Source organism: Parabacteroides goldsteinii (assembly GCF_020091425.1).
Lineage (GTDB): Bacteria > Bacteroidota > Bacteroidia > Bacteroidales > Tannerellaceae > Parabacteroides > Parabacteroides goldsteinii.
Window position 1 is genome coordinate 2,648,661 of the sequence record NZ_CP081906.1, and the last position, 23,909, is coordinate 2,672,569.

General features: G+C 48.4%; 15 protein-coding genes. 1 reads left to right on the forward strand and 14 read right to left on the reverse strand.

Annotated elements, in window-relative coordinates:
* Window positions 1–309: 309 nt before the first annotated feature.
* The 7 genes from K6V26_RS12120 to K6V26_RS12150 all read right to left on the reverse strand — a co-directional run bounded on the left by K6V26_RS12120 (window position 310) and on the right by K6V26_RS12150 (window position 16,812).
* On the reverse strand, window positions 310–3,207 hold the full coding sequence (locus tag K6V26_RS12120; protein ID WP_224265445.1) for a glycoside hydrolase family 38 N-terminal domain-containing protein: 2,898 nt from the start codon (window positions 3,205–3,207) through the stop codon (window positions 310–312).
* 6 nt (window positions 3,208–3,213) lie between these two features.
* Entirely contained in the window at window positions 3,214–4,359 is a 1,146-nt protein-coding gene (locus K6V26_RS12125; RefSeq protein ID WP_010802781.1) for an MFS transporter, read from the reverse strand.
* A 16-nt stretch (window positions 4,360–4,375) separates the two neighbouring features.
* On the reverse strand, window positions 4,376–6,748 hold the full coding sequence (locus K6V26_RS12130) for a GH92 family glycosyl hydrolase (protein WP_224265446.1): 2,373 nt from the start codon (window positions 6,746–6,748) through the stop codon (window positions 4,376–4,378).
* A 21-nt stretch (window positions 6,749–6,769) separates the two neighbouring features.
* Window positions 6,770–7,858 (reverse strand): ROK family protein, encoded by a 1,089-nt coding sequence (locus K6V26_RS12135; protein ID WP_224265832.1) that lies wholly within the window; start codon window positions 7,856–7,858, stop codon window positions 6,770–6,772.
* A gap of 30 nt (window positions 7,859–7,888) precedes the next feature.
* On the reverse strand, window positions 7,889–9,640 hold the full coding sequence (locus K6V26_RS12140; RefSeq protein WP_224265447.1) for a class I mannose-6-phosphate isomerase: 1,752 nt from the start codon (window positions 9,638–9,640) through the stop codon (window positions 7,889–7,891).
* Window positions 9,641–9,655: 15 nt separating this feature from the next.
* Window positions 9,656–10,954: a GH36-type glycosyl hydrolase domain-containing protein gene (locus K6V26_RS12145; RefSeq protein WP_224265448.1), complete on the reverse strand. Its 1,299-nt coding sequence runs from the start codon at window positions 10,952–10,954 to the stop codon at window positions 9,656–9,658.
* Between the two features lie 323 nt (window positions 10,955–11,277).
* Complete coding sequence (locus K6V26_RS12150; protein WP_224265449.1) at window positions 11,278–16,812, reverse strand: alpha-2-macroglobulin family protein; 5,535 nt, start codon at window positions 16,810–16,812, stop codon at window positions 11,278–11,280.
* Window positions 16,813–17,122: 310 nt separating this feature from the next.
* Here K6V26_RS12150 and pbpC point away from each other — a divergent pair, with 310 nt between their 5' ends.
* Window positions 17,123–19,423, forward strand: coding sequence for a penicillin-binding protein 1C (gene pbpC / locus K6V26_RS12155; RefSeq protein ID WP_224265833.1), 2,301 nt, complete (start codon window positions 17,123–17,125; stop codon window positions 19,421–19,423).
* On the opposite strand, the gene K6V26_RS12160 is transcribed toward pbpC, so the two are convergent.
* The 7 genes from K6V26_RS12160 to K6V26_RS12190 form a co-directional block, all read right to left on the reverse strand.
* Window positions 19,424–20,038: a hypothetical protein gene (locus K6V26_RS12160; RefSeq protein ID WP_010802774.1), complete on the reverse strand. Its 615-nt coding sequence runs from the start codon at window positions 20,036–20,038 to the stop codon at window positions 19,424–19,426. It lies immediately after the preceding gene.
* Window positions 20,039–20,050: 12 nt separating this feature from the next.
* Window positions 20,051–20,290: a hypothetical protein gene (locus tag K6V26_RS12165; RefSeq protein ID WP_007658106.1), complete on the reverse strand. Its 240-nt coding sequence runs from the start codon at window positions 20,288–20,290 to the stop codon at window positions 20,051–20,053.
* A 13-nt stretch (window positions 20,291–20,303) separates the two neighbouring features.
* Window positions 20,304–21,452, reverse strand: coding sequence for an AAA family ATPase (locus K6V26_RS12170; protein WP_048317032.1), 1,149 nt, complete (start codon window positions 21,450–21,452; stop codon window positions 20,304–20,306).
* A 73-nt stretch (window positions 21,453–21,525) separates the two neighbouring features.
* The gene (locus tag K6V26_RS12175) at window positions 21,526–22,377 is read right to left on the reverse strand and encodes a D-Ala-D-Ala carboxypeptidase family metallohydrolase (RefSeq protein WP_224265450.1); all 852 of its coding nucleotides are present in this window, start codon (window positions 22,375–22,377) and stop codon (window positions 21,526–21,528) included.
* Window positions 22,370–22,573 carry a hypothetical protein gene (locus K6V26_RS12180; protein ID WP_186961410.1) on the reverse strand — a complete coding sequence of 68 codons (204 nt, stop codon included), beginning with the start codon at window positions 22,571–22,573 and terminating at the stop codon, window positions 22,370–22,372. Before K6V26_RS12180 ends, K6V26_RS12175 begins: the two co-directional genes overlap by 8 nt.
* A gap of 37 nt (window positions 22,574–22,610) precedes the next feature.
* A complete protein-coding gene (locus tag K6V26_RS12185; RefSeq protein WP_224265451.1) occupies window positions 22,611–23,060 on the reverse strand; it encodes an HU family DNA-binding protein in 450 nt (149 codons plus the stop codon).
* 212 nt (window positions 23,061–23,272) lie between these two features.
* A complete protein-coding gene (locus tag K6V26_RS12190; RefSeq protein WP_224265452.1) occupies window positions 23,273–23,767 on the reverse strand; it encodes a hypothetical protein in 495 nt (164 codons plus the stop codon).
* Window positions 23,768–23,909: the final 142 nt, after the last annotated feature.

A 23,909-nucleotide genomic window follows, 5' to 3' on the forward strand; every position in this document is an offset into this window, starting at 1 on the left:
AGTGCCTTTACGAGAAACAATGTTTCCGGGGAGATAACCCACTGTCGACCTCCCGGAAACATTGTAAATTCCACTTCGTCGGTGGGTCAGGTCCTCAGAAACATTGTAAATTCCATTTCGTCGGTGGGTCAAGTCCCCGGAAACATTGTAAATTCCATTTCGACGGTGGGTCAGGTCCCCGGAAACATTGTTTCCGGCATTTCAACCATTTATTTACCGGGTCATAATAATAAAGCGATGCCACTTATGAAAATCCTTTATCACAGAAGGATAGTTTCATAAGTGGCATCGCTTTATCTTACAGATAGATTACCAGGAAAGTTTTATAAACTTATTCTCCCAGGGGACAAAATCTGTTGTTGCATTTCCGGCAACCGGGTCTCCCACTACATCACAAACAGTGACTTTCGTAAAGTTGACCTTATCGGAAGTAACGGCAAATTCAGCCGGTTTTCCTGCAATCTCGCGCAACTGAAGCATCACGGCGTTTTCTCCTTCAACAGGTTTCATATTCACCAGCAACAGGTTGTCGGATGAGATATTGAACACGGAAGCAGGAGATACGACTTTGCTTCCCTTCGCTCCCGCCGGCAATACGCGGGTCAGGAACGGGATGCGGTTCTCCCAGGCAAAACGGGTGGCATAACCAATCGAGTTGTCTTTGCTTGAATTGATAAAGTAACTCCATTGCAGTTCACCCATCTGGTCGGCATTGAAATTGGTTACCCAATAGTTGTTCATCGGCCAGGAATACATATTGGTGGATTGGGGAACGGCACCGGCTTTATAGCGTCCGGTGTTGATTGCCCCGAACTGCATCAACGGTATTTCAGGACTGCCCATCACGACCTGCGATTCGCTGTTACGCGCCGTAGCAAAGTTCTGGACGGTATACCAGTCGTTCGATGAACCGGGAATCTGGTCTACACCCGCTTCGATCGTTCCGCCGGGAACATCCAGGAATATCTTTCCCTGATTCACCTCAAACGGGAACGAGATATAGACAGCTTCGGGATCGGTAATGGCTTTTTTACGCAGACGGTAAACAATATCGATCTTCTTTGTCACATTGAATACACGGAACTCGACCATCAGGTTGTTCGGTTCACGACCGGCAACGGTCTCGCCACGGAAACGATACGTATCCCAGATCGCTCCCTTTTCGTAACGCTCGAAACGGATCCGTTCGGGACGGCGGCGAAGGAATTGCGGTGCACGGTACTGTTCCATCGGATGACGGCTGTCGATGATCTCGTAGATAAATTCGCCCAGTTCCCACTCGGCATTCGGGGTAGTCAGCTCCTTGTTCAGTTCCTTGTCGAACAGTTTACTGATGGTTCCCTTGCGAGTATTGAAGTCGATGGCATACCAGGGATTCTCGACATGAGCATTCTCCAATTTATCTGCCAATTGCACGGCAGGACGAGGCTCGTCTTTTACCTTTATATAATATTGGGCATACCCGAAAGCAGGTACGTCTTTCACGTAAAGCGACCAGTAAGTACCGTCCGAACGGCTTTCCGCCGGTTGCGCAGGAATGATATTCCCGAAAGCATCCACTATTTCAAAGGCTTTTTCGCGAGGTAATATCTGGTGATCGATATACACTTTGGCTATACCGCTATATGTCCAGTTCAACGTATTGAAGACAGCCACCGAGGGATATTCGGCTTTCGGCACGAAAGACTGCAACAATCCCATCGTCACTTCTCCCAGCAAACCGGAATGACGGTAAGCCTCCCAGGCATACGATTGTTTCAGGGAACGCTGCTCCCAGGTTTCCTTGCAATAGGCATTACGGACGCTTTCGCTGTAACCGAATGTATGTTCATCATAAAACAGCAGGGCCTTGTTGATGTCGTCTATCTGGTTACCGATCTGGGCAGGAAGTTTGGCTCCCAGCATACCGGCAAAAGACAGACCAGCCTGGTTAGCGATAATGTCCGAATGAGTGATACGGGAAATAGCCGCTTCACGGGCACCGGAAGCAAAACCGTCTGTCCACCAGTCAGGCCATGCGCCACGGATGGTCTGTATCTTATCGGCATAGTTCGTCTCTACATCTTTGATAAACTCGCTGGCAACTGCCGTGCGGAGTTTGGGCCATTCGTATTTCTCATTCCACTTCATCAGCATCTCGCAACTCTTTGTCGAAGGGGGCGAATTATCGGTAAAATAACCGGAGTGCTGGGCGGCAACGATATCGTACGGATAGTTCTTGGCTTCCATTTCACCCAGATAATTCAGGACGCGTTCTTCGAACTGCTCGAAGTTATCGGTGTGGATACCGAAGAAGTTTCCCTGGTTGTAATGTTCGGCACGATAAGTCAACACCTTTTTCCCGGAAGGAGACTGCCACCAGAATACGGTCGGTATGTCGAAACAGATCAAGGCACGATGACCGTGTGTTCCCATATTTACATATTTCACACCTGCATCGGCAAAAAATTCAGTGAAGCACCAACCGATACCGTTCACATCGTTCTGCATAGCGACTTCCGCTTTCATTCCAGCTTCACGGAAAGCCTTCAACGGGTAGAGGGAGGCGGCCAATGTCTGTTCGTCGGGCAATTCGTCGAAGTTCAGATACATGGCAGCCAGTTCGATGCGTCCTTCGGCTACCCGCTTTTTCAGGCGGGCGATCTGTTCGGCAGGGCGGCATTTCAGGTATTCGCTGACGGCCCAGGCGATTTCGCAGGTCCAGCGAAACTTGGCAAAGTCGGGGTAATTATCGGTGGCGTCGCAATAGTCGAGCGCATAGTCGATGTAACGGAGATGTTCTGCCAGGATTTCGGTTTGCGAACGGGTGTAACCGATATCGGTATGCGTATGCTGCACCATATTCATCTGCCAGTGACGGACAGGTTTTACTTCCACCCGGGCAGATTCTTGTTCCTTACCGACAGTTACTGTCAGAGGCAACTGCACGGTAGACTGTACCTGCGGTATCTCAAAAAAGAAGGGATTCGGCCCGTCATTCAATTTCACTTTCCGGGACTGATCGCCCAGGGTAATCGTTGCATTGGCGGAGGCTCCTTCGTGTTTTACCGTAACCCGTACTTTCTGTACCGGGCCTTTTGCTGTTTTATACAAAGCGGGAAAGAGATGCGTCTCGATCCCCGGCGGAGCGGTCGAAGCGCTCCAGGCAAAGGATGACAGGACAAACAATGCCAGCCCTGTCAGGAATAAGGTTTTAAGCGTTTTCATAAGCATCTATTTTTTATCGATTCTAAAAGAGATTATACAAATATAAAGGATGCAAAGCAGGAGGATGGACAATCCGGCAACCTGCCCGAAACCATCGGCTACAATTCCCATCAACGGCGTTATCAGGGCACCACCGGATACTCCCATAATCATCAGGGCGGATATTTCATTTGCCCGTTCCGGCTTGTGCTGAAGGGCGTACGAGAAGATGATCGAAAAGACATTCGCACACGCCAACCCTACAATAACGATCATAACAAACATGCTCCACATATCCGGAACCAGCAACAACAAGACAAATGCTGCTATCGCAACAAACATACTATATTTCAGGAAGCGGGCACCGGAAAGTTTCGCCAGCAGGAAAGCTCCGGCAAACGAACCGATCGTACGGGCGGCAAAATAAAGGCTGGTACCCAGTCCGGCTTCGGAAACAGGCATGCCTGTCCGTTCCATCAGCAACTTGGGGATAGTAGTGTTCAAGCCGACATCTATACCGACAATAAAAAGGATCCCCAGGAACAGGGATACGATATATTTATCCTTGAACAGGGATAAGGTGGTAGCAAAGGTAGCCCCGGCCTCTTCCAGCTTTTCCTTTCCCGGGATCGTGGAGATCAGCCAGATCGTAGAGATCAGTGTCGTTACTGCGTAAACAAGGAATATCAATTTCCAGTCACCCCAGAAAGAGGCAGCCGCCCCGGCAATGATCGGGCCGAGGAAAGAGGAAATCGACTTGATAAATTGCCCCAGAGTCAGGACACTCGTAATACGGTCCGGACTAACTACATTAGCCACCATCGGATTCAGGGAAACCTGTAAAATAGTATTACCGATCCCCAATAAGGCAAAGGCCAACAGGATGCAGGCAAAGTCATAAAAGAACAGAGGCAGCAACATCGCCAGAGCTGTAACAGCCAACGCGATGACCACCGTGTTACGTCGTCCGAGCTTTCCCATCATAACTCCTGTCGGAATAGAAAACAGGGCGAACCAAAGGAAAACCATCATCGGAATCAGGTTTGCCAATGTATCGGACAGGGAGAAGTCTACCTTTACATAGTTGGTTGCTATGCCGACAACATCAGCGAAACCCATCACAAAGAAACCGAAGAGGATGGGATAAATGGCTTTCGAATTTTGTTTATTCATGGTATGTATTGTTTTTTCAATAATCATTATATGTATCTACCGGCTGATTCCCCATATCCAGTTCCAGACGTCCTCCCGCTGCAATTGTTTCAAAAGGAATGCGGGTAGTTGGATAGACTTTACCATTCAGACGGTACTGCTGAACGTAATAGTTTTCTTTGCTGTTGTTCTTTGCTTCGATAACAAATTCTTTTCCTTTATAATATGTATTATTCAGCTGAATCGTTATTTTATCGAATACAGGGCTGCCCAAAGCAAAAGAAGGTTGCGGGTCTGTCAGTCCTTTGACATCGAACAGTCCCAGGGAAGCGATCGCATACCAGGCACCCAACTGTCCCTGGTCTTCATCCTGCCCGTAACCGTAACCATGAATACCATCCGTTCCATAGAACTCGTCCAGAATGGCACGTACCCATTTCTGGGTCAGCGAAGGACGTCCCGCCTCGTTGAACAACCAGGAGATATGGAGGCAAGGTTGGTTGCCATGATTATACAAAGTTTGCAGACCGGCAAAGGCTCCTACCTCCGTGCCACCGCTGAAGATCAGCTCACGGGAAACAGTAAAGATACTGTCGAGACGCTGATTGAAAACATCGGCTCCGACTTTGCCGACCAGGCCTGCCGCATCATGCGGCACATAGAACGTGTACTGCCAGGCATTTCCTTCCTGGAAACCGCGCCACACCTGCATCGGGTTGAAGTTATCAATGAAACTTCCATCAGCCTTCTTCGGATGAACAAAATTAGTGGACGGATCATAGATACGCTCCCAGCCTTTCGACAGCCACATCAGTTTATCATAGTCGTCAGTCTTACCCAATTTCTTTGCCCATTGAGCGACTGCCCAGGCACTGTAAGAATATTCTAATGTATGGGAGGCGGAGAACATAAAGGCCTCGTCGGGACCATTACCATTTTCCAGATGGGGGACATATCCGTATTCCAGGAACTTATCCGTATCGACCTTTCCGGCCCCCAGCGGACGGTTCGTACCGTCGAGTTCATTTTTAATAGAAGCCTCATAAGCCAGGTCGACATCGAAATCACGGATACCGCACTGATAAGCCCCGGCCAGAATCGTAGTCAGCAGGTTGGTCCCTACCCCCGATACATAACGGCTATTGGCCAAGCCATCCGCCAACCATCCGGCATCTTTGTAGACCAGCAAATGACTGCTGATATAATCGGATGCATATTCAGGATAAGCCAAAATCCAAACTTGCGAAAGATTCCATTGCGCTCCCCAGGCTGCATCGGTATTATAAAGGTTATGGGCAGGCTTGCCATTTTCCAAAGGTATCTGCCCTACACTACCGTCGTTACGGGGATAGGCTCCGTTTACATCGCTGGCAAGGCCGCGTCCCAGCAGGGCATGGTAAAGACCGGTATAGAATTTCACCTTATCTTCTTTGACCGGTGTCTCTACCCGGATGCGTCCGAGGTAGTTTTCCCATTGCCGGTGAGCCGCCTCTTTCGCCTCGTCAAAGGTAAGCGTGCGGGCTTCCGTATCACGGTTCAGACGGGCATTTTCCACAGAGGTATATGACAGGCCGACCTTGGCAGTAATGCTTTCTCCTTCCGCAGTCTTATAGGTGAGATATAAACCCGAACCGACTCCGGAAACCTGTTTTGCATCCGGCTGTACCTTTTCACCGATGAAGGTGCCGTATCCGGAAGGCTGTTTATCCAACTGGGCGGAAAAATACAACGGCACTGTTGCGCCCGGCTGGTATTTCTTTACATATTCCGGCAAGGTAATCACCCAGCCTTCAACTGTCCCGTCATCGTTCAACGTGACGGAGGCATCCTTCACAGCACCGCTTTCACCCTGCCGGTTACCTATATCGAACAGGATACGGCTTTCTTCGGAAGCAGGGAACGTATAACGCTGAAAAGCCACACGAGGAGTAGATGTCAATTCTGCCCGGATATGGTAGTCTTGCAGATTCACAGAATAATAACCGGCAGTGGCAATCTCTTCCGAATGGTCGAAACGGGAACGGTAACCGCTTCCGGTCGAATCATTCACGGCACCGGGGACAGTCTTCAACTCACCCACCGTCGGCATCAGGACGATACCACCCACCTGAAACTCGTGGAGACAGGGAAAACCTTCAATGGAAGTATCGCGATAATCATAGCCGGTTGCTTCCCAGCCGGAGTTATTCCCCAAATGGGCGTTTGTCGACGGAGCAGGTTTCGCCATACCGAAAGGCATCGCACCGGGGGTGAAATGGAACCAGCGGCAATGTGCCGTCCCGATACGTGGCTCCACATATTGGGACAGGTTCTCCGCAACCGCCTTCTCTTCTTTCACCGGTGAGCAGGAAACAACCAGCAAGCCTGTCAGAAGGGTGAGAACCGGAGTTATTAAATAGTTTTTATTCATGGCGTATTTATTTTTATATTCTTATAAATGATTTAAGGCATATACATAAGCACCCAGAGCGACCGAGCGGCTGGCTCCCTGCTTACTTATCATGACACCGATGCGTTTGCAAGGGTCGTAATCCACCTGGCGGTCCGAACCGGGAACAGGTATCTTCACCGCTTCCCCTCGGGCAAACCGGTTGAAGTCCGCTTCGTCATCCAGATTGAATGCTTTGCTTTGCAGACGGCTGAAACGGCTTCCGTCCATCATACCGGTCTCGCTGTTCATCTCTTCAAGCAAGGCAGGCATGAAATATTTGGCGGCACCGGTCAGTCCTCCGCCAATCACGACCAAACCGTCGATCAAAGTGATGGCCTGCGCTATGGCATCCCCGGCCATTTCCCCCAGTTCGGCAAAGGCACGGCGGGCGGCATCCTGATTCCCGGGACGGGTACCTTCGGCGATATCGAAAATATCTTTCGGAGTCAAAGCGGAAGTGTCGCCGGTAAGCTCGCGATAGACATGCTGCACGGCTCGGATACTGACGCTTTCCTCTACGATATATTGCTGGTGTTTCTTGTTGCGGAAGCACCAGATATCGCCTCCGGCTGCATTGTCTCCCATCAGCAGGTCACCGTTTATCACGACTCCGGCACCAAAACCGGTACCGAGTGTTACGCCGAGCAGATTTTTATAACGTTTCATGCTTCCTGCCTTTTCCAGACGAAGATTTATCTCCGGCAATGCGCCGGTAAGCGCTTCGCCATAAGCAAAAAGGTCGCCGTCATTATTGATGAAGACAGGGATGCCGAACTTTTCTTCCAGATACGGGCCTAACGCTACGCCTCCGCGGAAAGAAGGGAAGTTCGGCAGATTACCGATAATACCGGCCGGATAATCAGCTGGCCCGGGAAAAGCAAAACTGATGGCAACCGGAGCTTCCGTCAGTTGTTCGCGAATCCGGGAAAAACCTGTTGCCAATTGCCCCAGGCACTGTTCCAGATTACAGGCACAAGAGGGCAACGTTATAGGAGTCACTATCTCATTTCCCCCACGGATAGCCGAAAAGACCAGGTTGGTCCCTCCGGCATCAAGAGTCATTACTATGCGGTTATCGTTATACATTATATATATGTGTGTTTAATTGATATTCGATTGTTATCCTTTCGTCCGTACATAAGCCTTGATCGTTCCGCAGGTTTTTCCTTCTGAAATGCCATACGGGCGGATCGTGTAATCACCGACTACGGCCGGTACGATAAATGTCTCGGCATAATGAACGATAAACGGTTCGAACGCATTTACCGGACTTTCCACGATCAGTTCATCTCCTTCTATCACATTAAAAACGTTGACTCCCCCACCTGTATTGTGCGGCACTGTGCCGGTAAACCAGTGACGGCGGGTTTCGATAAACTCATTTTCATGCAGACCGGTACGTTCTTCTACCCAGCCTTCGCCTTCGGCACGCGGTTCGAAATGGTTGACCAACTGGTCGCGTACAAACTCCGTCTGCCGTTCCCATTGTATCACATGCGAACCGTGGGTAATGTTAATTGGACGCGGTTTGCCGTCCAACCCCAGGCGTCCCCAGTCCCATAATTTGAATGTGAAAAGGCTCGGGGTAGCACTGATCTCCAGTACCATCGCATTGGAACCGGAGCAATGGATAGTACCGTTCGGGATCAGATAATGATCATGTTTCCTGGCCGGCCATTTGTTTACGTACTTCTCCGTATCGAACGGCTTACCCGATACCTGGGCTTCATTCAATGCGTCGATCATCTCATCCGGGTTCACGCCCGTTTTCAGACCGAGGTAAACGGTTGCATCCTCTCCGGCATCCAACAGATAATAGCTTTCGTCCTGTGTATAATAGATACCGAACGTATCACGGATATACTGGGTAGTCGGGTGTACCTGCAAACTGAGGTTGCCCCCTCCCATCGTATCCAGGAAGTCGAAACGGATCGGGAAATCCTGTCCGAAGCGCGATTCGACCGGGCCTCCCAACAGGTTACGGGTTTGATAAAATACAAGATTATTAGAGGCCATCTCAAACAGTTCGCCTTCTACTTTCAGGTACAGGCTGTTCTCTTCGGGCACGCAGTCGAAACACCAGCCGAAGTTTGCCTGTTCCTTATCGAGGTCGCAAACTTCCTTCATCCATTGTCCTCCCCAGGGGGCCGGATCGAAGAAAGGAACCACACGGAACGGTTTACGGGCTGTCTTTTCCAGTCCGGCACGCAGGGTTTCGCCGGTTATCATTTTAGGCATACCGGGGATATGAGTGTCCAGCCAGTAATCGGCTTTCGGTAACAGTTGTTTTTTCAGGGCGTCACAAACATTCCAGTCAATGAAATATCCGCGTTTGTAATGGAGCGAAGGCGCTTCCTCCCGGTTTCTTACTCCCAGGCCGTCGATCTTTCCCTGGCGGAAACGTTGTTGTATCTCCCAACGTGCCATATCGACATAGACCAACACATCAGCTTCGGGGACAACCTCTGCCGCAGCATGCCCGTAGACGATTACCAGTCCGGTCGCAGCTTTTATCTTTTCCCGGCATTCTTTTACTTTGTCCGCATCCAGGAAGTCTGCATAGTAAAACGGGGCGCGGCGTCCAAAAAGGCGATCGTCTGTCAGATAAGGACGCGTCATCTTCTCAATATCTTCTACGCCTTTAAAACATTGATCCGAATGAATCATCAAAGAAGGATGCAATGTTGCCAGGTGTTCAGCCAGTTCCTCCGGGTATACACCATGATAACATTCAATGACAACGACCTTTCGTGCCAACTCTTCCGGGACGTTGCATACGTCCTTCAACTTATCCAGAACAGACTCCCAACCTTTCCAAAGAGCCCCGTCGACGGTTGTCGAGGGACTTTTATCGTAATTACTTTTTCTCATTTATATGATATTTTATTATTTATTCTCTTCCGACCATTGATTGAACATCTCGATAGCTTTCGCCAGTACCCCGGCCGAGCCTTTGAAATGACCGGAACCGCTGGGTACGCCACCTTTGCCGTACCATTCATAAAATCCCTGGTTCTTTATGACGCGGTCAATCATCGGATGCACTTCTTCATAGGCTTCCTTCACCATGCCGTTGGCAATAAGCTGCTGGATCATACGACCGCCGAACCAGGTCCAGTCTCCCCCATTCTGATAAATATAGGGTTTGGACATTCCACCACGGAAGAACCCTTCCGGATAAGTAGGATACAACGTAAGACCGATACTCGGCATACCGGACAGACGGACATTCTCCAACATCTGCGCATTGACAACGGCTATTTCTTCGGGAGACAACAGACCGGCTTCTATCGCGATGGCGGTTCCTCCGTGATAATGCACATCCAGTTCGTTAAAGCCTTCCGGTATCGGAGATTTCTCCAGGTAGATATGGGGAATGAACTTCTGACGCTGTTCATCCCAGAGATGTTTGCGGGTATTCGCTGCTATATGCTGGCGAAGTTCTTTCCAGCGGGTCTTATCCACATTATCCGCAGTCATTTCCTGCATAAAATCGAGGGCGATGATAAACATGGCATTGTCGTAGACATCGATCGCTGGGTCCGACAATTCATTCATATCGCAACCGAAATCGTCGTTGGGTTGCACGTCGCCCCAGTCTGCCGTCATGGCTCCGTAGAGAAGGCCATATTGTTCGCTATAACGTTCCTTCATCAGATAGTCGATCATTCCGACCATACGGTCGTAGACGGTGCGGCCGGCTACCACTTCGTTCAGGATAGAGGTGTCGCCGGTCTTGCGGATATACTTTCCTACGATATGGATCAGGGAAGATTCCTGGTCTGTTTCGACTGTATTCTTGAAAGCGACATGGTCGGGCGCAGCATCAGAATAATAAGGATGATCGTCACCCCAGTTGAAGTCTGTTTTCAGGACATATCCGTCTATCATCTCGTCGTTTGGCTGTTGCAGGGCAAAAAACAGCAGGATCGCATTGCGCAGATCGGACGGGTTGCTTTCTTCGCAGGCCACTTCAATAAAGGTATTCATATCGCGCGCCCATATCTGGGAGTAACCGCTTCCGGCATTAAAACCGCTGCGGATTACGGCACGGGCCATACTGTCGACGGTATGAAAACTTTGGTCGGCCAGGATATCCCCGGCTAACTGTTGAGTTGCTGTAGGCGCTGTACAGGATAGAAGTCCGCTACAAAACAAAGCAAAGAGTAAGTGTTTTTTCTTCATGAATCAGTTGTATTTATCCACGGCAAAGATAAAAAGGTTACTTCTGAATAAAACAAGCATTTGTTTCGATGTAGTTGGACTATCTTACGATTTGGAAGTTCGGGAATGCCGGTTAAACGGTGAAAGTTGCCTTCCTAGACCTAGGGAATGAACTTTAAACGGTGAAAAGTCATTTCTTAGACCTAAGAAGTCTACTTTAAACGTTTGAAACACGTCTTTTAGGCCTAAAAGATAAACTTTCACCATTGAAAAGCCACTTTTTAGGCCTAAGAAGTCCACTTTAAACAGTTAACCGGGATTTCTTAGGCCTAAAAGACTTTTTTTCACTCTACAACCACTTCTTTCCCTTCGGTATTCGCCCGTACCAAATTATCGTACATGGCTTCGCAATAAACCGGGGGCAGATAGAAACGTCCCGGATAAACGGCACAGAGATTGATCTTTACCGTCACCTGGCGGCCGGAAGGCAGATAGTCGATGTAACTATACACCTTGTCGTCGCGGATATCCTGGTAATTTATGCCTGTGGCTGTCTTGTCTGTCGCCCCGTCGTTCAGGAAGCGGGTGTTCAGGATTTCCCAGCCGGCAGGGAATATTTCCGTCAAGACCAGGTTGTTTATGCCACGGGCGGTAGGATTCTTGACCGTCACCACGGCTATGAAATTCGTTCCCTGCTGCATGTCAGCTATATTCACAGCCCGGCCGTTCTGGTCGGTGTAGCTGACGGCTAGCGACAGGCCGTTCGCATAGGCTTCTTCCTTACCCTGTTCGGGAATACCTTCGGTAATGATGCGGGCGAACAAGGTCGATGTTCCGGTGTTCTTTAGTTCTACGGAAGCGGATGCCCCAGCTTTTTCCAGTAAGGTTTCCGTCCAAACGTTCTTGACGGAGCTGACTTTGTCATTCTTTCCGGCGCAGGAATAGGTGAAATCCATCGATCCGCCCACCTTGTATTTTGCCATGTATTCGGAGAGGGATACCAGGGCAAAGGCCGTGGATTGCGTACTCAGCCAATCGTCCGACGAAAGTTCTTTCGAGATGTCACGGGTGAGCAGGGCGGCTTCCTTACCGTCTCCGAGCAGGGTAAGCGTCATCAGGCGGATGGCCTGGTCACGCAGGTCGCTGCCGAATGTAAGGTCGTAGTCCGAATAATCTGTTTTCAGTTCCGTAGTCTTTTCGATCAGGTTCTTTGCCACGTCGCTGCGGCCGATCAAGGCATAGGCGGAGGCAAGCAGCCAGCGGCTCATCGGTTGCAACGATTTATTTTCTTTCAGGCGGTTCATGGCGCCTACTTCCGGCGTCTGTCCCAAAGCAAGAACATAGAGGCGATAGGCTTGCGTCATCTCTTCCGAACGGGAATAATAGGAGTTGACGGGCTTCCAGTCGCGTGCCACACGGCGAAGATTATTCAGGACATTCCGTTTCATGCCGTCGGGCACCAGATATCCTTTCGTCTCGGCAGAAAGCAGGAAGTGGGTGGCATAGACCGTTCCCCAGGCATTGCTGCTGGTTCCGCCGGGCCAGTAAGAGAATGCACCGTCTACCGTCTGGTAAGAACGCAAGCGACGGATGACTTCCTTAACGGCGTTTCCGGTCGTTGTCTGCTGTGCCTTCGACAAAGCAGCAAATTCACCGACGTACAATTGCGGGAAACCTTTGGAGGTGATCTGTTCGACGCATCCGTGCGGATAACCGATCAGGTATGACAGGCGGGAAGACAGGTTCAAAGGCGGCACGTCGGACACTTCGAGGGTCAACGAATTGGTACCTTTCATTCCCGGCATCCGAACCGTTTCTTTCCAGGACTTACCGGCTTCCAGGGTGACAGGCAATACCTTCACCTGCGGACGGGAGACTGAACGTATCTCGATATCCGTTGTGTAAACCGACTTATCGCCTTTGCCCGATGCAGTGATCGTTACGCGTCCGGCTCCCGGCTGGTCTTTCACCTTGATACGGAACGAGGCTTGCTTGTCACTCTTCTCCGTAAAGTTCAATTGTTGGGTGGCCGGTCCCACAACTTCCATATTATCGGAACAACTGATCGAGACATTGACATTTCCGACACCGTTCTCGGTAGCAAATACGGTGGCCGGGACAACCATCTCTTCGCCGACACCGATCACACGGGGCAACGTTCCGAGCAACATCACAGGCTTGCGCACGAAAACGCTCTTGTCGGCATTTCCGTAGGCTTCACCGTTGCCGGCTACGACCATGACCTTCACCCGACCGTTATAGTTCGGCATCCGGTAGGAATGACGCTGCTTCTCCCCTTTCTTCAGCAGGAACGGGCCGTCGAACATGACAACCGGCTTGAAACGGTTCACAATGGCTTTCGGCCCCTTGTTAAGGGCATCGTCGCCACCGATGCTGAACAATTGTTCGATACGTCCGCCGTAAGCGCCGACTACGAAATTATACATATCCCAGGTACTTACACCCAGGGCTTCGCGGGCATTGAACGCCTTCCAGGGTTCAGGGGTGCGGAAACGAGTCAGGTCGAGCAGGCCTTCGTCCACAATGGCTAAGGTATAGGCCATTTCGCGGCCGTCCTTTTCGGAAACGGTTACCTCATAGTTGGCTTCCGGCTTGATCTCGTCCGGTATGCTGATCTGGGGATATAAATGACTTTCCGGAGAAGTCACCATGAACGGGACAACGCCGTACATACGGATCGGCAAATCGTTTTTCGTGATTCCGTGAGGCTGCAACAACGTTACATAAACGTAGGCATTCGGCTGCATCTCTTTGGTCACGTCCAGTTTGATTACGGTCTGTTGGTCGTCACAGGTATGTTCGGTGACGGACAATACCTTCGTGCCGTTTTCTATGCTGACAACGGCACGGCTTCCTTTGGCTGAAGGGATGGTGATAACCAGTTTCTCGCCCGGCTGGTAATTATCCTTATCCGTCTTGAAGGTCAGCATGCTGGCCGATTCACTGCCGTCGGCATTCCTCCGTCCCTCGTTATAAGGCCAGTCAAAATAACTCATGACACCGGTCGAATGCTTGCTTTCCTTATCCTTCACGGAAATAAAGTAAGTGCCCCACTCTTCATTGCCGAACGATAAGCTAAAGGTCCCGCGCCCGTTCTCCCCGGTACGGACTGTCATATTTTTGACGGGTTTGTTATAGGAGTCGGAGACATAGTTTGCCAGGCTACTGTTGTCGGAACTCCACCACCAGTACCAATACACTTTATAGACCTGTACCTCCAGTTCCGTATTGGCCTGCGGGTTGCCCAGGTAATCGGCCGAAGCGACTTCGTAGGTGTAATTACTTCCCGTATTGAGTTGTTCGCGTGTCTGCTGCGGCGACTTGATACCGGCATAGCGCTTATAAGGCGAATACAACATCCGGTTGGCATCGATACTGAAATCGCCCGACTCTTCGTACACACGGGTCACGAAGTTTGCCATCAGCATACCCGGAGCCGTCGAACCGATCTCAAACTTCGCCTGCACAAGGGCGTCTCCCTTCTCGTCGGTCGTTCCGGAGATCAGTTTGCTCTCTTCGCTGTTAAACACTTTCGAAGGATCATCGAAATAGAAATCCTTAAATCCGCTGAAAGTGGTCGGTGTAGAGATAAAGGTTCCCTGAATATCGTATTTAAGGTTCCTTGCCGTTGCTCCCTGCAACCATTCCGTATGCAGACGTGCGTTCAGCGGATCGCCGCGCAATAATGTCTTTTCGGGCATGGACAGGTCGATCTTCAGACGGTTCGGCTTGATGGATTCCACACGCAGGCGTTTGGTGAAGCTGACGCCTCCCACGTTTACAGTTACATTCCAGGCGCCTGTCGGTGCATCCGGTTCCGTCGGCATGGCAAACGAATACACACCCAGTTCTCCCCGGGTCTGTGTCTTACGCAGATATAATTGTCCCAACGGGTTATACAGTTCCATTACCACCGGATGGTTGGCGGGAAGTTTTTTGGCACGGTCGTTCAGCATAAAACTCAGGAACAAGGTATCGCCCGGACGCCAGACGCCCCGATCACCATAGATAAATCCTTTAATGCCTTTCTGTACGACCTCGCCGGAGACATCGAAAGAGCTTAACGACAATGCCGATCCGCCATCCACACGCAGGTAAGAGCGTTCATTTCCCAAAGAGGCGATCAGATAGAAAGGCTTGCCTGAAGTTATCTTCAGACGGGCCTGTCCCTGGCTGTCCGTAATACCCGATACCAGCTGCTGGTTCTGGTAGTTGTAAGCTGCGACATTGACACCATTCTCCGGATGAGTCGTCATCAGGTTATGCACCAGGACTGTCATTTCATTATCCTCACCTGCCATTGCTATCAGGCCGAGGTTGGTTGCCAGCACATTCTTGCCTTCTACCTTATTATAATAGTAACTATTCGAACAGGGGTCATTCCGTTCGTTGTAATTATAACCACTCCAGTCGAAATCACCATTATAATAATAGTATCCGCCATTATCGAAACGCGAACTTTCCTCTTTGAATTTGATTTCATCTTCAGCAAGCAATTGTTCGCGGGAGACTTTCACGGAATCATCGCAAGGATAGGCCGACAGATCTTTATTGAAAGAAAGTTCGACACGATAAATGGCACCGGGTTCAGGTTCCATCATTTGCTTCATATCGATAGCATAGGTGTTCCATTGGGTAAGATCGCTGCCGTCTTCATCCAGGAAGATCGTCTTACGTGCGACCAGGCGGCCCACACGCATCAGGTCCGAAGTCCCGTCCAGATTATTCACTTGGAGGAACTGGCCGATATTCTGCTCCAATATCTTTATCACACGTACCACAACGCCACGAAGATAAACGGCCTGGAAAGGTACGAGCAATTGAGTGGATTGCGGTATAATAACTCCCTGCCCGACAAACCTGACATCCGGCAGAAGGCTGCTGATCTCGACCTGGCGGGTAATATCTTCTTTCAGAGTAAGGCCGTTCTTACTGCGTATCTGATGGTTCAGATGTACATTCATAACTCCCGTACGTTGAGCATCGGGATATAAACGCAGACGATTCCCCTCCACATTCACCGTCTCGGAGGTATTCCCGGCGATAAAGGCCAATCCCTGCATATCCTGCGAAGAATCCAGCTCTTTAGAGAACGTCACTTCCACATACCGTTCCGGTTCCGTCACATAAGTCACGTCATAAACCTCAAAATCGTTCATATCCGGGATACTTACGGATAGCAGCTTATCTTCGGCAACGCCCAGTTTATTCGGGGCAACGGAAAGGGTAAGCGTACGGCTTCCGTCGGTTCCGGCCTGTACATTTTGCAAAGTAACCTGATGTTTTTTACCGTCGGGGCTGTGTTGCCATACAGCATCCACCTTTTCTGAGAAGCGGACCAACGATTCAACTGTTTCCGGTGTCTCCTTATCGGGGGTCAGCAAAGTGCACAGTACATCATAACCGTTCTCGTTCTTCTTGTTGATCTCCATCGATTCCAGATTGGCACGCAACGCCATAGGGAAAGTAGAAAAGCCGAAGGTAAACTGCTTGTCCTTGCCTGTCACGTCAAACCATTCGGAAAGGTCGGCCGTCAGCTTGTAGGAGGTATTCCGGTCAAACTCTTTTGCAGGTTTGAAAACGATAGTCCGGTTATTCTCAAAAGAAAACTCTCCGGCTATATCCGGTTTGATGCGGACCAGCTTCGACAACCGGTCGCTCTGTAATTTATCCTGTGGTATATCCTGATTGAATATCAGATACACCGGTGTATACCTGGATATTTTACCCGAGGTAAACGCTTCCACATGCGGGTTAAAAGGCAACTCTCCCGTCTCGCCTTCACTACTCTTTGAAGTACAACTGCCCAACAGGCACAACAAATAGCATAAACACATCAAATAAAGATACCTTGCCATATTTCTTCCAATTAACGGTTACTACTTATTCAAGATCAAAAACAAACATCAGCACATCTACTTATTTCACAAATATAAAGAATTATATTCTACGATAGAACGTATTCCACCTGATCTTTCATTTTTATCCTTATCTTTGTAATAACTATAACAATGGAAAGTATGGCAACTAAAACATTACATAGAGCAGAGATCATAGTAGATGAAAATATCGTGACAGTTTATATAGTATCAGCTTTAGGGCATTATGACGATAAATAAAACCTGGATAATATCTATTTTGCTGTTTATCCTGTTTCTTTGGGGAGGGATGTACCTGCTGGTTCCCCGTACCCTGTTCCCCGTATCTTACTCGACATTACTTTACTCTTCGGAGGGTAACCTGCTGGGAGCGAGGATTGCACCGGACGGGCAATGGCGGTTTCCGGCGACCGATTCTCTGCCGGATAAATTCATTACCTGCCTGACTACTTATGAAGACCGATATTTCTTTTATCATCCGGGGATAGACGCGGCAGCCATTCTGCGTGCCGCCTATCTGAATGTCCGGTACCACCGCGTCGTCAGCGGAGGAAGTACACTGACCATGCAGCTGGCACGCCTCGCCCGGGGAAACCGGGATCGTACCGTGTACGAAAAAAGTATCGAGATATGCTGGGCGCTCTTCCTGGAGACGACCCATAGTAAAAAGGAAATACTCAACCTGTATGCTTCCCATGCCCCCTTCGGAGGGAACGTTGTAGGCATCGAGACAGCGGCCTGGCGTTACTTTGGACGCAGCGCTTCCGATCTCTCATGGGCGGAAAGTGCCACACTGGCCGTACTACCCAACTCTCCCGCCCTTATCCATCCGGGCAGGAACCGGAAACAACTGAAAACAAAACGCGACAAACTCCTGCACACGCTGAAGGAAAGAAATATCATCGACAATACCGAATACGAACTATCCTGCATGGAACCTCTGCCGGAAGCCCCGGTACCCTTACCCAACGAAGCTCCTCATCTGCTGGAACGGCTGGCCGCCGGCACACCGGGAATACGTATCACCTCATCGGTACAGTATTCCTTGCAGAAACAAACCCAGGAACTCGTCAACCGTTATGCCCGGGAATACAGCAGTTCCAACCATATCCATAACCTGGCTGCCCTTATCGCCGACGTGGAAACCGGAGAAATCCTGGCCTATGCTGGAAATGCCACCTTCCAGGCCGACGAAAAACGGGGAAACCAGGTCGATATCATCACTTCCCCCCGTAGCACGGGGAGCATCCTGAAACCTTTCCTTTATGCCGGCATGCTGCACGACGGACAGATACTCCCTTCCACCCTCGTATCGGATGTACCTCTGAACATCAACGGTTTTATGCCGCAGAACTATAACAAGACATTTAACGGTGCCGTCCCTGCCCACCGGGCAATCGAACGTTCGCTGAACGTACCTCTGGTCCGCATGTTGTCGCAATATAATACCGGCCGTTTCATGACCTTACTGAAGACATTAGGTATGACCTCCCTCCGTTTCTCGGAAGAACATTACGGAGCGTCCCTGATTCTGGGAGGCGCAGAAGGTACTTTATGGGATATATCCGGAATGTATGCCTCCCTGTCCCGGGTTCTCACCCATTACCATCCTTACAACGGACGATATAATCCGCAGGATATTCATCCGTTGACACCATTCCCCAACAAAGAAAAAGAACCCATACAATCAATCACAGACAAGCGACTTACCGATAAGCCATTATTATCAGCCGCCTCCATTTGGTTTACTTACGAAGCCATGTCCGCCCTCAACCGCCCGGAAGAAGAAGCCGACTGGCAACAATTCGAATCGATGAAGCAGATCGCCTGGAAGACCGGGACCAGTTACGGAGGACGCGATGCCTGGGCTATCGGGACTACTCCCCGCTATGTCGTCGGCGTATGGGTGGGAAATGCGTCTGGCGAAGGTCGCCCGGGCCTGACAGGAGTAGGAAATGCAGCCCCTGTCCTCTTCGACCTCTTCTCACTGTTACCCGGCAGCAGTTGGTTCGATATGCCTTACGACGAACTGGAACAGGCGGTGATCTGTCGCAACAGCGGACACAAAGCCTCCCGGATCTGTGACCAGACGGACACATTATATATCCCCCGTTCCGGCATCAACACCCCGGTATGTCCTTACCACAAACTCGTCCATCTATCGGCAGACGGACGTTTTCGTGTAAACAGTTCCTGCGAGTCTGTCGACCGGATGATCACCCGCCCCTGGTTCGTGCTCCCGCCTTCACAGGAATATTATTACCGTAACTACCATATCGACTACGTCCCCCTCCCTCCCATCAAACCGGGATGCGAACAGGCACAAAGCCGGCAGATCGAACTGATCTACCCGGAACACAACGCCATCTTATACTTACCGAAAGGATTCTCCGGCAAACAGGAGAAGTTTATCTTCAAAGCCGCCCATGCCCGTCCCGACGCCACCATCTACTGGCATCTCGACGACACGTACCTTGGAGAAACAACAGACAACCACCAGATCGCCTGCACAGTGGAGTCCGGTAAACACATGCTCACTCTGATCGACAACTGGGGTAATCAGCGTAAGATACTTTTCGAGGTGAAATAGTTATTCTTTCCCTATGTCGAAAGGTTCAAAATAAATGATATAATAAACAAAGTCCTTTACCCCGTACTTGTCCGACCACTCTTTAGGATTAACTTTCGCAAAACGTAATCCACAATAATCAATACCGGTTACAGGTTTCCCTTCAAACATAAAATTTTGAACCAAGCCTGTTGTATAAGCAATTACCGGTATAGTATCCGCCGTAGTCAGAGGAGCTTCCGTATAGGTTTCCATCAGTATATGACTTTTACAGTTCTTCACATCATATTTACGAGTTGAATGTACAGCTTTACTTTTCAGAGAGATTTTGGCTGTATCACTATCAATAGACTGGGCAAAATAGGTCAGCCGGATCGTCGAATCCTTTTCCTGAAAACGAATCGGTTCATCATAGGACAACTGACCATCCCGACAATGTACCATCACCAAATTACACATCTTTCCTGAAAAATCACCTTTAATAAATACCTGATAATAACGAATATCCTGAAAATCCATCAATTCCCGTGTCATATCATCCTTACAAAGTTCATAAGAGACTTCCACCTTCGAGGATTGGGCAGACATAGAAAACGAGACCAGACAAAACAATAGAAAAGTAAATATCCTACACATAATAAATCTGTATTAAATGTTACTCAAACTTTGAACGATTGATTCCAGTTTTTCCTGGTTCTCACAATACTTCAAAACCTCAACCCAACCACCTTTGGTACCACCATCAGCCTGTTTCTTTTCATCTTCAGTCAATTTCGGTGGCATCTGATTGATGTCAATATCTTCGTTATACCCTTTAAAGTATTTTGTAAGAATATGCTTTGTTATGCGGTATTCGGAGATACCTTCTGTTACTAATGCGATGGTCATTTCCGTATCTATATTAAAAGTTATCCGGCAATCCTCCGATAGCTCCACTCATCCAAAGCTCTGACAGTTTTTTCTTTCGTTCCGGTTTATATTCAATATGCCTGATTTTCGTATGCCCTTCATCATTTCGTCTGACAACAAACAATCTCTGATCTTCATCCGATAAATCCAAGCCATCTAATATAAATGGATTATGAGTAGTCAAGATCACCTGCTTATTATGTTTTACCGCTAACTTTTGCAAAACCTCTATAATTTTAGTACACAATTTCGGATTAAAAGACGATTCTATATTATCAATTGCAAAGAAAGCAGGAGTATCTTTTGAAATAAACAATGTGAAATAGAACAACAGATACAGGAAACCTTCATTGGTACTTCTCTGATCAAAATACGACATAGTATCTGTCAAATAGCGATCTTTAATATATACCGTATAATCATTTGATAACCCTGTAGCAGGAACTTCTATATGATCAAACCAATCAAGGAGAGACAGGTTCTCATTGATTTCATTTAAAACAAGCTTTCCTTCTTCAGATTGGGACAATTCTTTCAAATATTTAAAGACACCTTCGCCTTTTCTACCCAAAGGTAATAATTGATATTCATCACGAAATGTACGTAAGGCAGATTCCTCCGGACAATAAAAAACAAAACGCCCAAGTTCCGGATCTACTTTTCCATAAAAAGGATGTGCTTCTGCAGCTAAAGTGGATCTAATATCCAGCTTGTTCACATAAATCCCTTCTTTAGATAATATGTTTTTAATATGTGAGATAGTTTCATAACTCAATGGTTCCGCTTCCGCATTCCCGCTGATAGGAAAGCCAGCAAACAATTCTGCCTTTTTTGTTTTAGGATCGATCCGACAAATTATACTTGAAGTTTTCCTATCAGTTAGAAAAGAAATAACAATTTCTTTTGGAGGATTATTCTCAAATGATGACATCACAAACTGAGGTTCGGTAACTCTGATACCTCTCAATCCAAGAAATTCATTATCTAATTTATCCAAAGAAGCAGCTACCCCAAATGATATGGCCTCAAGAAGATTAGATTTTCCTCCTCCATTCTCCCCTATAAGTATATTAAAACGTCCCGGAGAAAAATCCAGTTTGGTTATTGACTTATAGTTCTCTATTGATATCTTTGTAATCATTGTTCAGATATATCATTTTGTACAAAGATAAGGATATATTTCTTTTCTAATAAGTTTCAACTTAAATATTGCTTTACGACTGATATTTTCTTGCCAGATATCTCCAAGTACTAATAAATAAGCCTCCCCCGACTACCACCAATATCAAAACCCGATAGCCCGTTGCGCGATGTTCTTTCTGTGTAAGTGATCTTTCTTCCGTATATGCGGACCTGGATTGTTGTGTAGTAGTTTTGGTTGTAAGGCTGTCGGTTTGGTGGGTGGTAGGGAGAAGACGGGCGAAGGTGATGCTTTGCAGGGGTTGCCTGCCGGACGTGTCTGGCGGAAGATAGATGATTTGCTTTAATTCCCAAGATAAAGAGTCGTGAAGGGCTGAATGTTGTTGAAGTAACAGGCTGTCGCTACGGATGAAAACGACGGAATCGCTGTAACCGTACTGTTCAGATTGGCGTATGTTCCTTCTTAATCCGCAGCCCGGAAACAAACAAATAACACAAATCATATAAACAAGTACCTGCATCCGGTTCCTTCCGAACTGCTTTAAGGAAAGATGCAGGAAACGGCGGCGTTTGTATAAGATAGCCTGGTCGAAAGGGAGGCCGGAGTTTTGCAGAGCTGCCAGTAGTTGCTCCGGTCCCTCTGCCACATAACAATCAGCAGCCTCCCCTATCCGATGCTGGCTGGCAACAACACCGCCGGCAAGACGGTTCACGGCATCGCTACGGTATCCGCTAAGGATCGCAACAGGGGATTTGTAAAACTTCCGTAAAGGTTCCAGCAAATAAGTAACCAGATGATTCAAAGCCGTCTTTGCTGCGGCAGGAGGCGTGTTGTCGAGTGCATTTTCTACCGCGATACGGCTGTAGGTAAACTCTTCCAATGCGAAATGCTCGCTTAACATAGTCTTGTGATTTGTGTTATTCATTGTTTTTGATTTTAAATTTATAGGTATAATCCACCCCGAAAAGGGCACCGGCAAACGTACTGATCTCCCCGAAAGCCACCAATACGCTGTTATCAATCAATCCCTGAGGATCGATCCAGAATCCGCTGAAGAGAAGGACAATCCCGCTCATTGTGAGCAGGATTGCAATAATCAACTGAACCGTCAACCGTTTCATAACCTTACATATTGAACCGCCGATCTTCAATACTCAATTACTCAATCTCCGGTCTGTCACCGCCACTTCCGCCACCATTATCTTCCGCCTTATCGCCAAGCGCAATCTTCTCGAAACTCGTCCGACTTTTAGCCACGCGCAACGCCTTCCCCGGAAAGAAACGAACCTTCGGCTCGCGGATCATGTTCGTTGCAAAACTCTTTTCATCCGGCACTCCTTCTGATCCGAAGTTATAGCGGAAATGTCCCAGGTCTCCCACCTGTACTCTTCGTCCGTGTTGCATATGGCGAACCAGCACAACGACCGTACGGTCGATCACCGCCTTTACCCCGGCACTGCCCACTCCCGAACTGTCGGCAACCTCTTCCACAAATTCATCAAAAGGAACATAATCGCCACACACCATCTGTGCATAAATTTTCTCCGGAACTTCTTCCTGATCCGACCCCATGTTCTTTCTCGTAACCAGCTTAAACTTCATTGCCATAATAATTAATGTATTAAATGAATAATGTATGAATTGTATGTCCGCTATCGGAGCACATAACAAAGATAGGACAGCAACCAAACGGGTATTCTGCCGGAATACGAAAATCACTCACCCGAAAAGAGGAATTCCCCCGGGCAAAAACCTGTATATTGACTAAAACTTATTTTCTCCCGCATATTCCGGCAGACAATTATGGCCGTTATTTATACTTATTTAGAATTAAACGGTATATGTCCCGCTCCATCCTGCAAATCACCAACAGTTATTAACAAGTCGATATCATCGACGGTCACAAATTTGGTGCGCAGGCAATCTCCGATGTATTCCACCGAACAAGGGAAAGGGAAGACCAGCAGAAAACAGAAGGCAACATCCAGATAACACGGAGATCCCCCATTCTTCCGCCCTTCCAGCAAGGCTATTACACGCAAGATCAAATGAGGATTCTTCAGTTGAAAAGTCATTTCACCCAGAATCGTATCCTGATGTAAGGAATCCAGGGTTTCTGTCCGGTAGCGGCTGAACAGGGAGAGAAGAAAATCACGGTAATACGGTGGCAATTCATTCCAGTCACAAAAGGCGGCTTCGCGTACCGCCTTTAAAACTCTGACCTGCTTTTCTGAAGGCAATTGGTTGAATTTATAGATGAACTTATTTACGGAAGGCTTCTCGCTTCCGAAGAGATCTTTCAGATTATTCCACATTATTATATATATTCGCAAAAAGCTGGCTCATACCTTATCAGTTTTGAATGTTACTTTTCTCTTGAAAGAAAAGTAACCAAAAGTTCAAGGCTCAACCGGCTTCACTGCTCCGGTGAAAGACTCCACTCGAAAATCCGAAACT

What these genes read in the sequence shown, in the direction of transcription:
- K6V26_RS12120 (WP_224265445.1), bottom strand. Translation starts at nt 3,207, where the DNA reads ATGAAAACGCTTAAAACCTTATTCCTGACAGGGCTGGCATTGTTTGTC.
- K6V26_RS12125 (WP_010802781.1), bottom strand. Translation starts at nt 4,359, where the DNA reads ATGAATAAACAAAATTCGAAAGCCATTTATCCCATCCTCTTCGGTTTC.
- K6V26_RS12130 (WP_224265446.1), bottom strand. Translation starts at nt 6,748, where the DNA reads ATGAATAAAAACTATTTAATAACTCCGGTTCTCACCCTTCTGACAGGC.
- K6V26_RS12140 (WP_224265447.1), bottom strand. Translation starts at nt 9,640, where the DNA reads ATGAGAAAAAGTAATTACGATAAAAGTCCCTCGACAACCGTCGACGGG.
- K6V26_RS12145 (WP_224265448.1), bottom strand. Translation starts at nt 10,954, where the DNA reads ATGAAGAAAAAACACTTACTCTTTGCTTTGTTTTGTAGCGGACTTCTA.
- K6V26_RS12150 (WP_224265449.1), bottom strand. Translation starts at nt 16,812, where the DNA reads ATGGCAAGGTATCTTTATTTGATGTGTTTATGCTATTTGTTGTGCCTG.
- pbpC (WP_224265833.1), top strand. Translation starts at nt 17,123, where the DNA reads ATGTACCTGCTGGTTCCCCGTACCCTGTTCCCCGTATCTTACTCGACA.
- K6V26_RS12160 (WP_010802774.1), bottom strand. Translation starts at nt 20,038, where the DNA reads ATGTGTAGGATATTTACTTTTCTATTGTTTTGTCTGGTCTCGTTTTCT.
- K6V26_RS12165 (WP_007658106.1), bottom strand. Translation starts at nt 20,290, where the DNA reads ATGACCATCGCATTAGTAACAGAAGGTATCTCCGAATACCGCATAACA.
- K6V26_RS12170 (WP_048317032.1), bottom strand. Translation starts at nt 21,452, where the DNA reads ATGATTACAAAGATATCAATAGAGAACTATAAGTCAATAACCAAACTG.
- K6V26_RS12175 (WP_224265450.1), bottom strand. Translation starts at nt 22,377, where the DNA reads ATGAATAACACAAATCACAAGACTATGTTAAGCGAGCATTTCGCATTG.
- K6V26_RS12180 (WP_186961410.1), bottom strand. Translation starts at nt 22,573, where the DNA reads ATGAAACGGTTGACGGTTCAGTTGATTATTGCAATCCTGCTCACAATG.
- K6V26_RS12185 (WP_224265451.1), bottom strand. Translation starts at nt 23,060, where the DNA reads ATGGCAATGAAGTTTAAGCTGGTTACGAGAAAGAACATGGGGTCGGAT.
- K6V26_RS12190 (WP_224265452.1), bottom strand. Translation starts at nt 23,767, where the DNA reads ATGTGGAATAATCTGAAAGATCTCTTCGGAAGCGAGAAGCCTTCCGTA.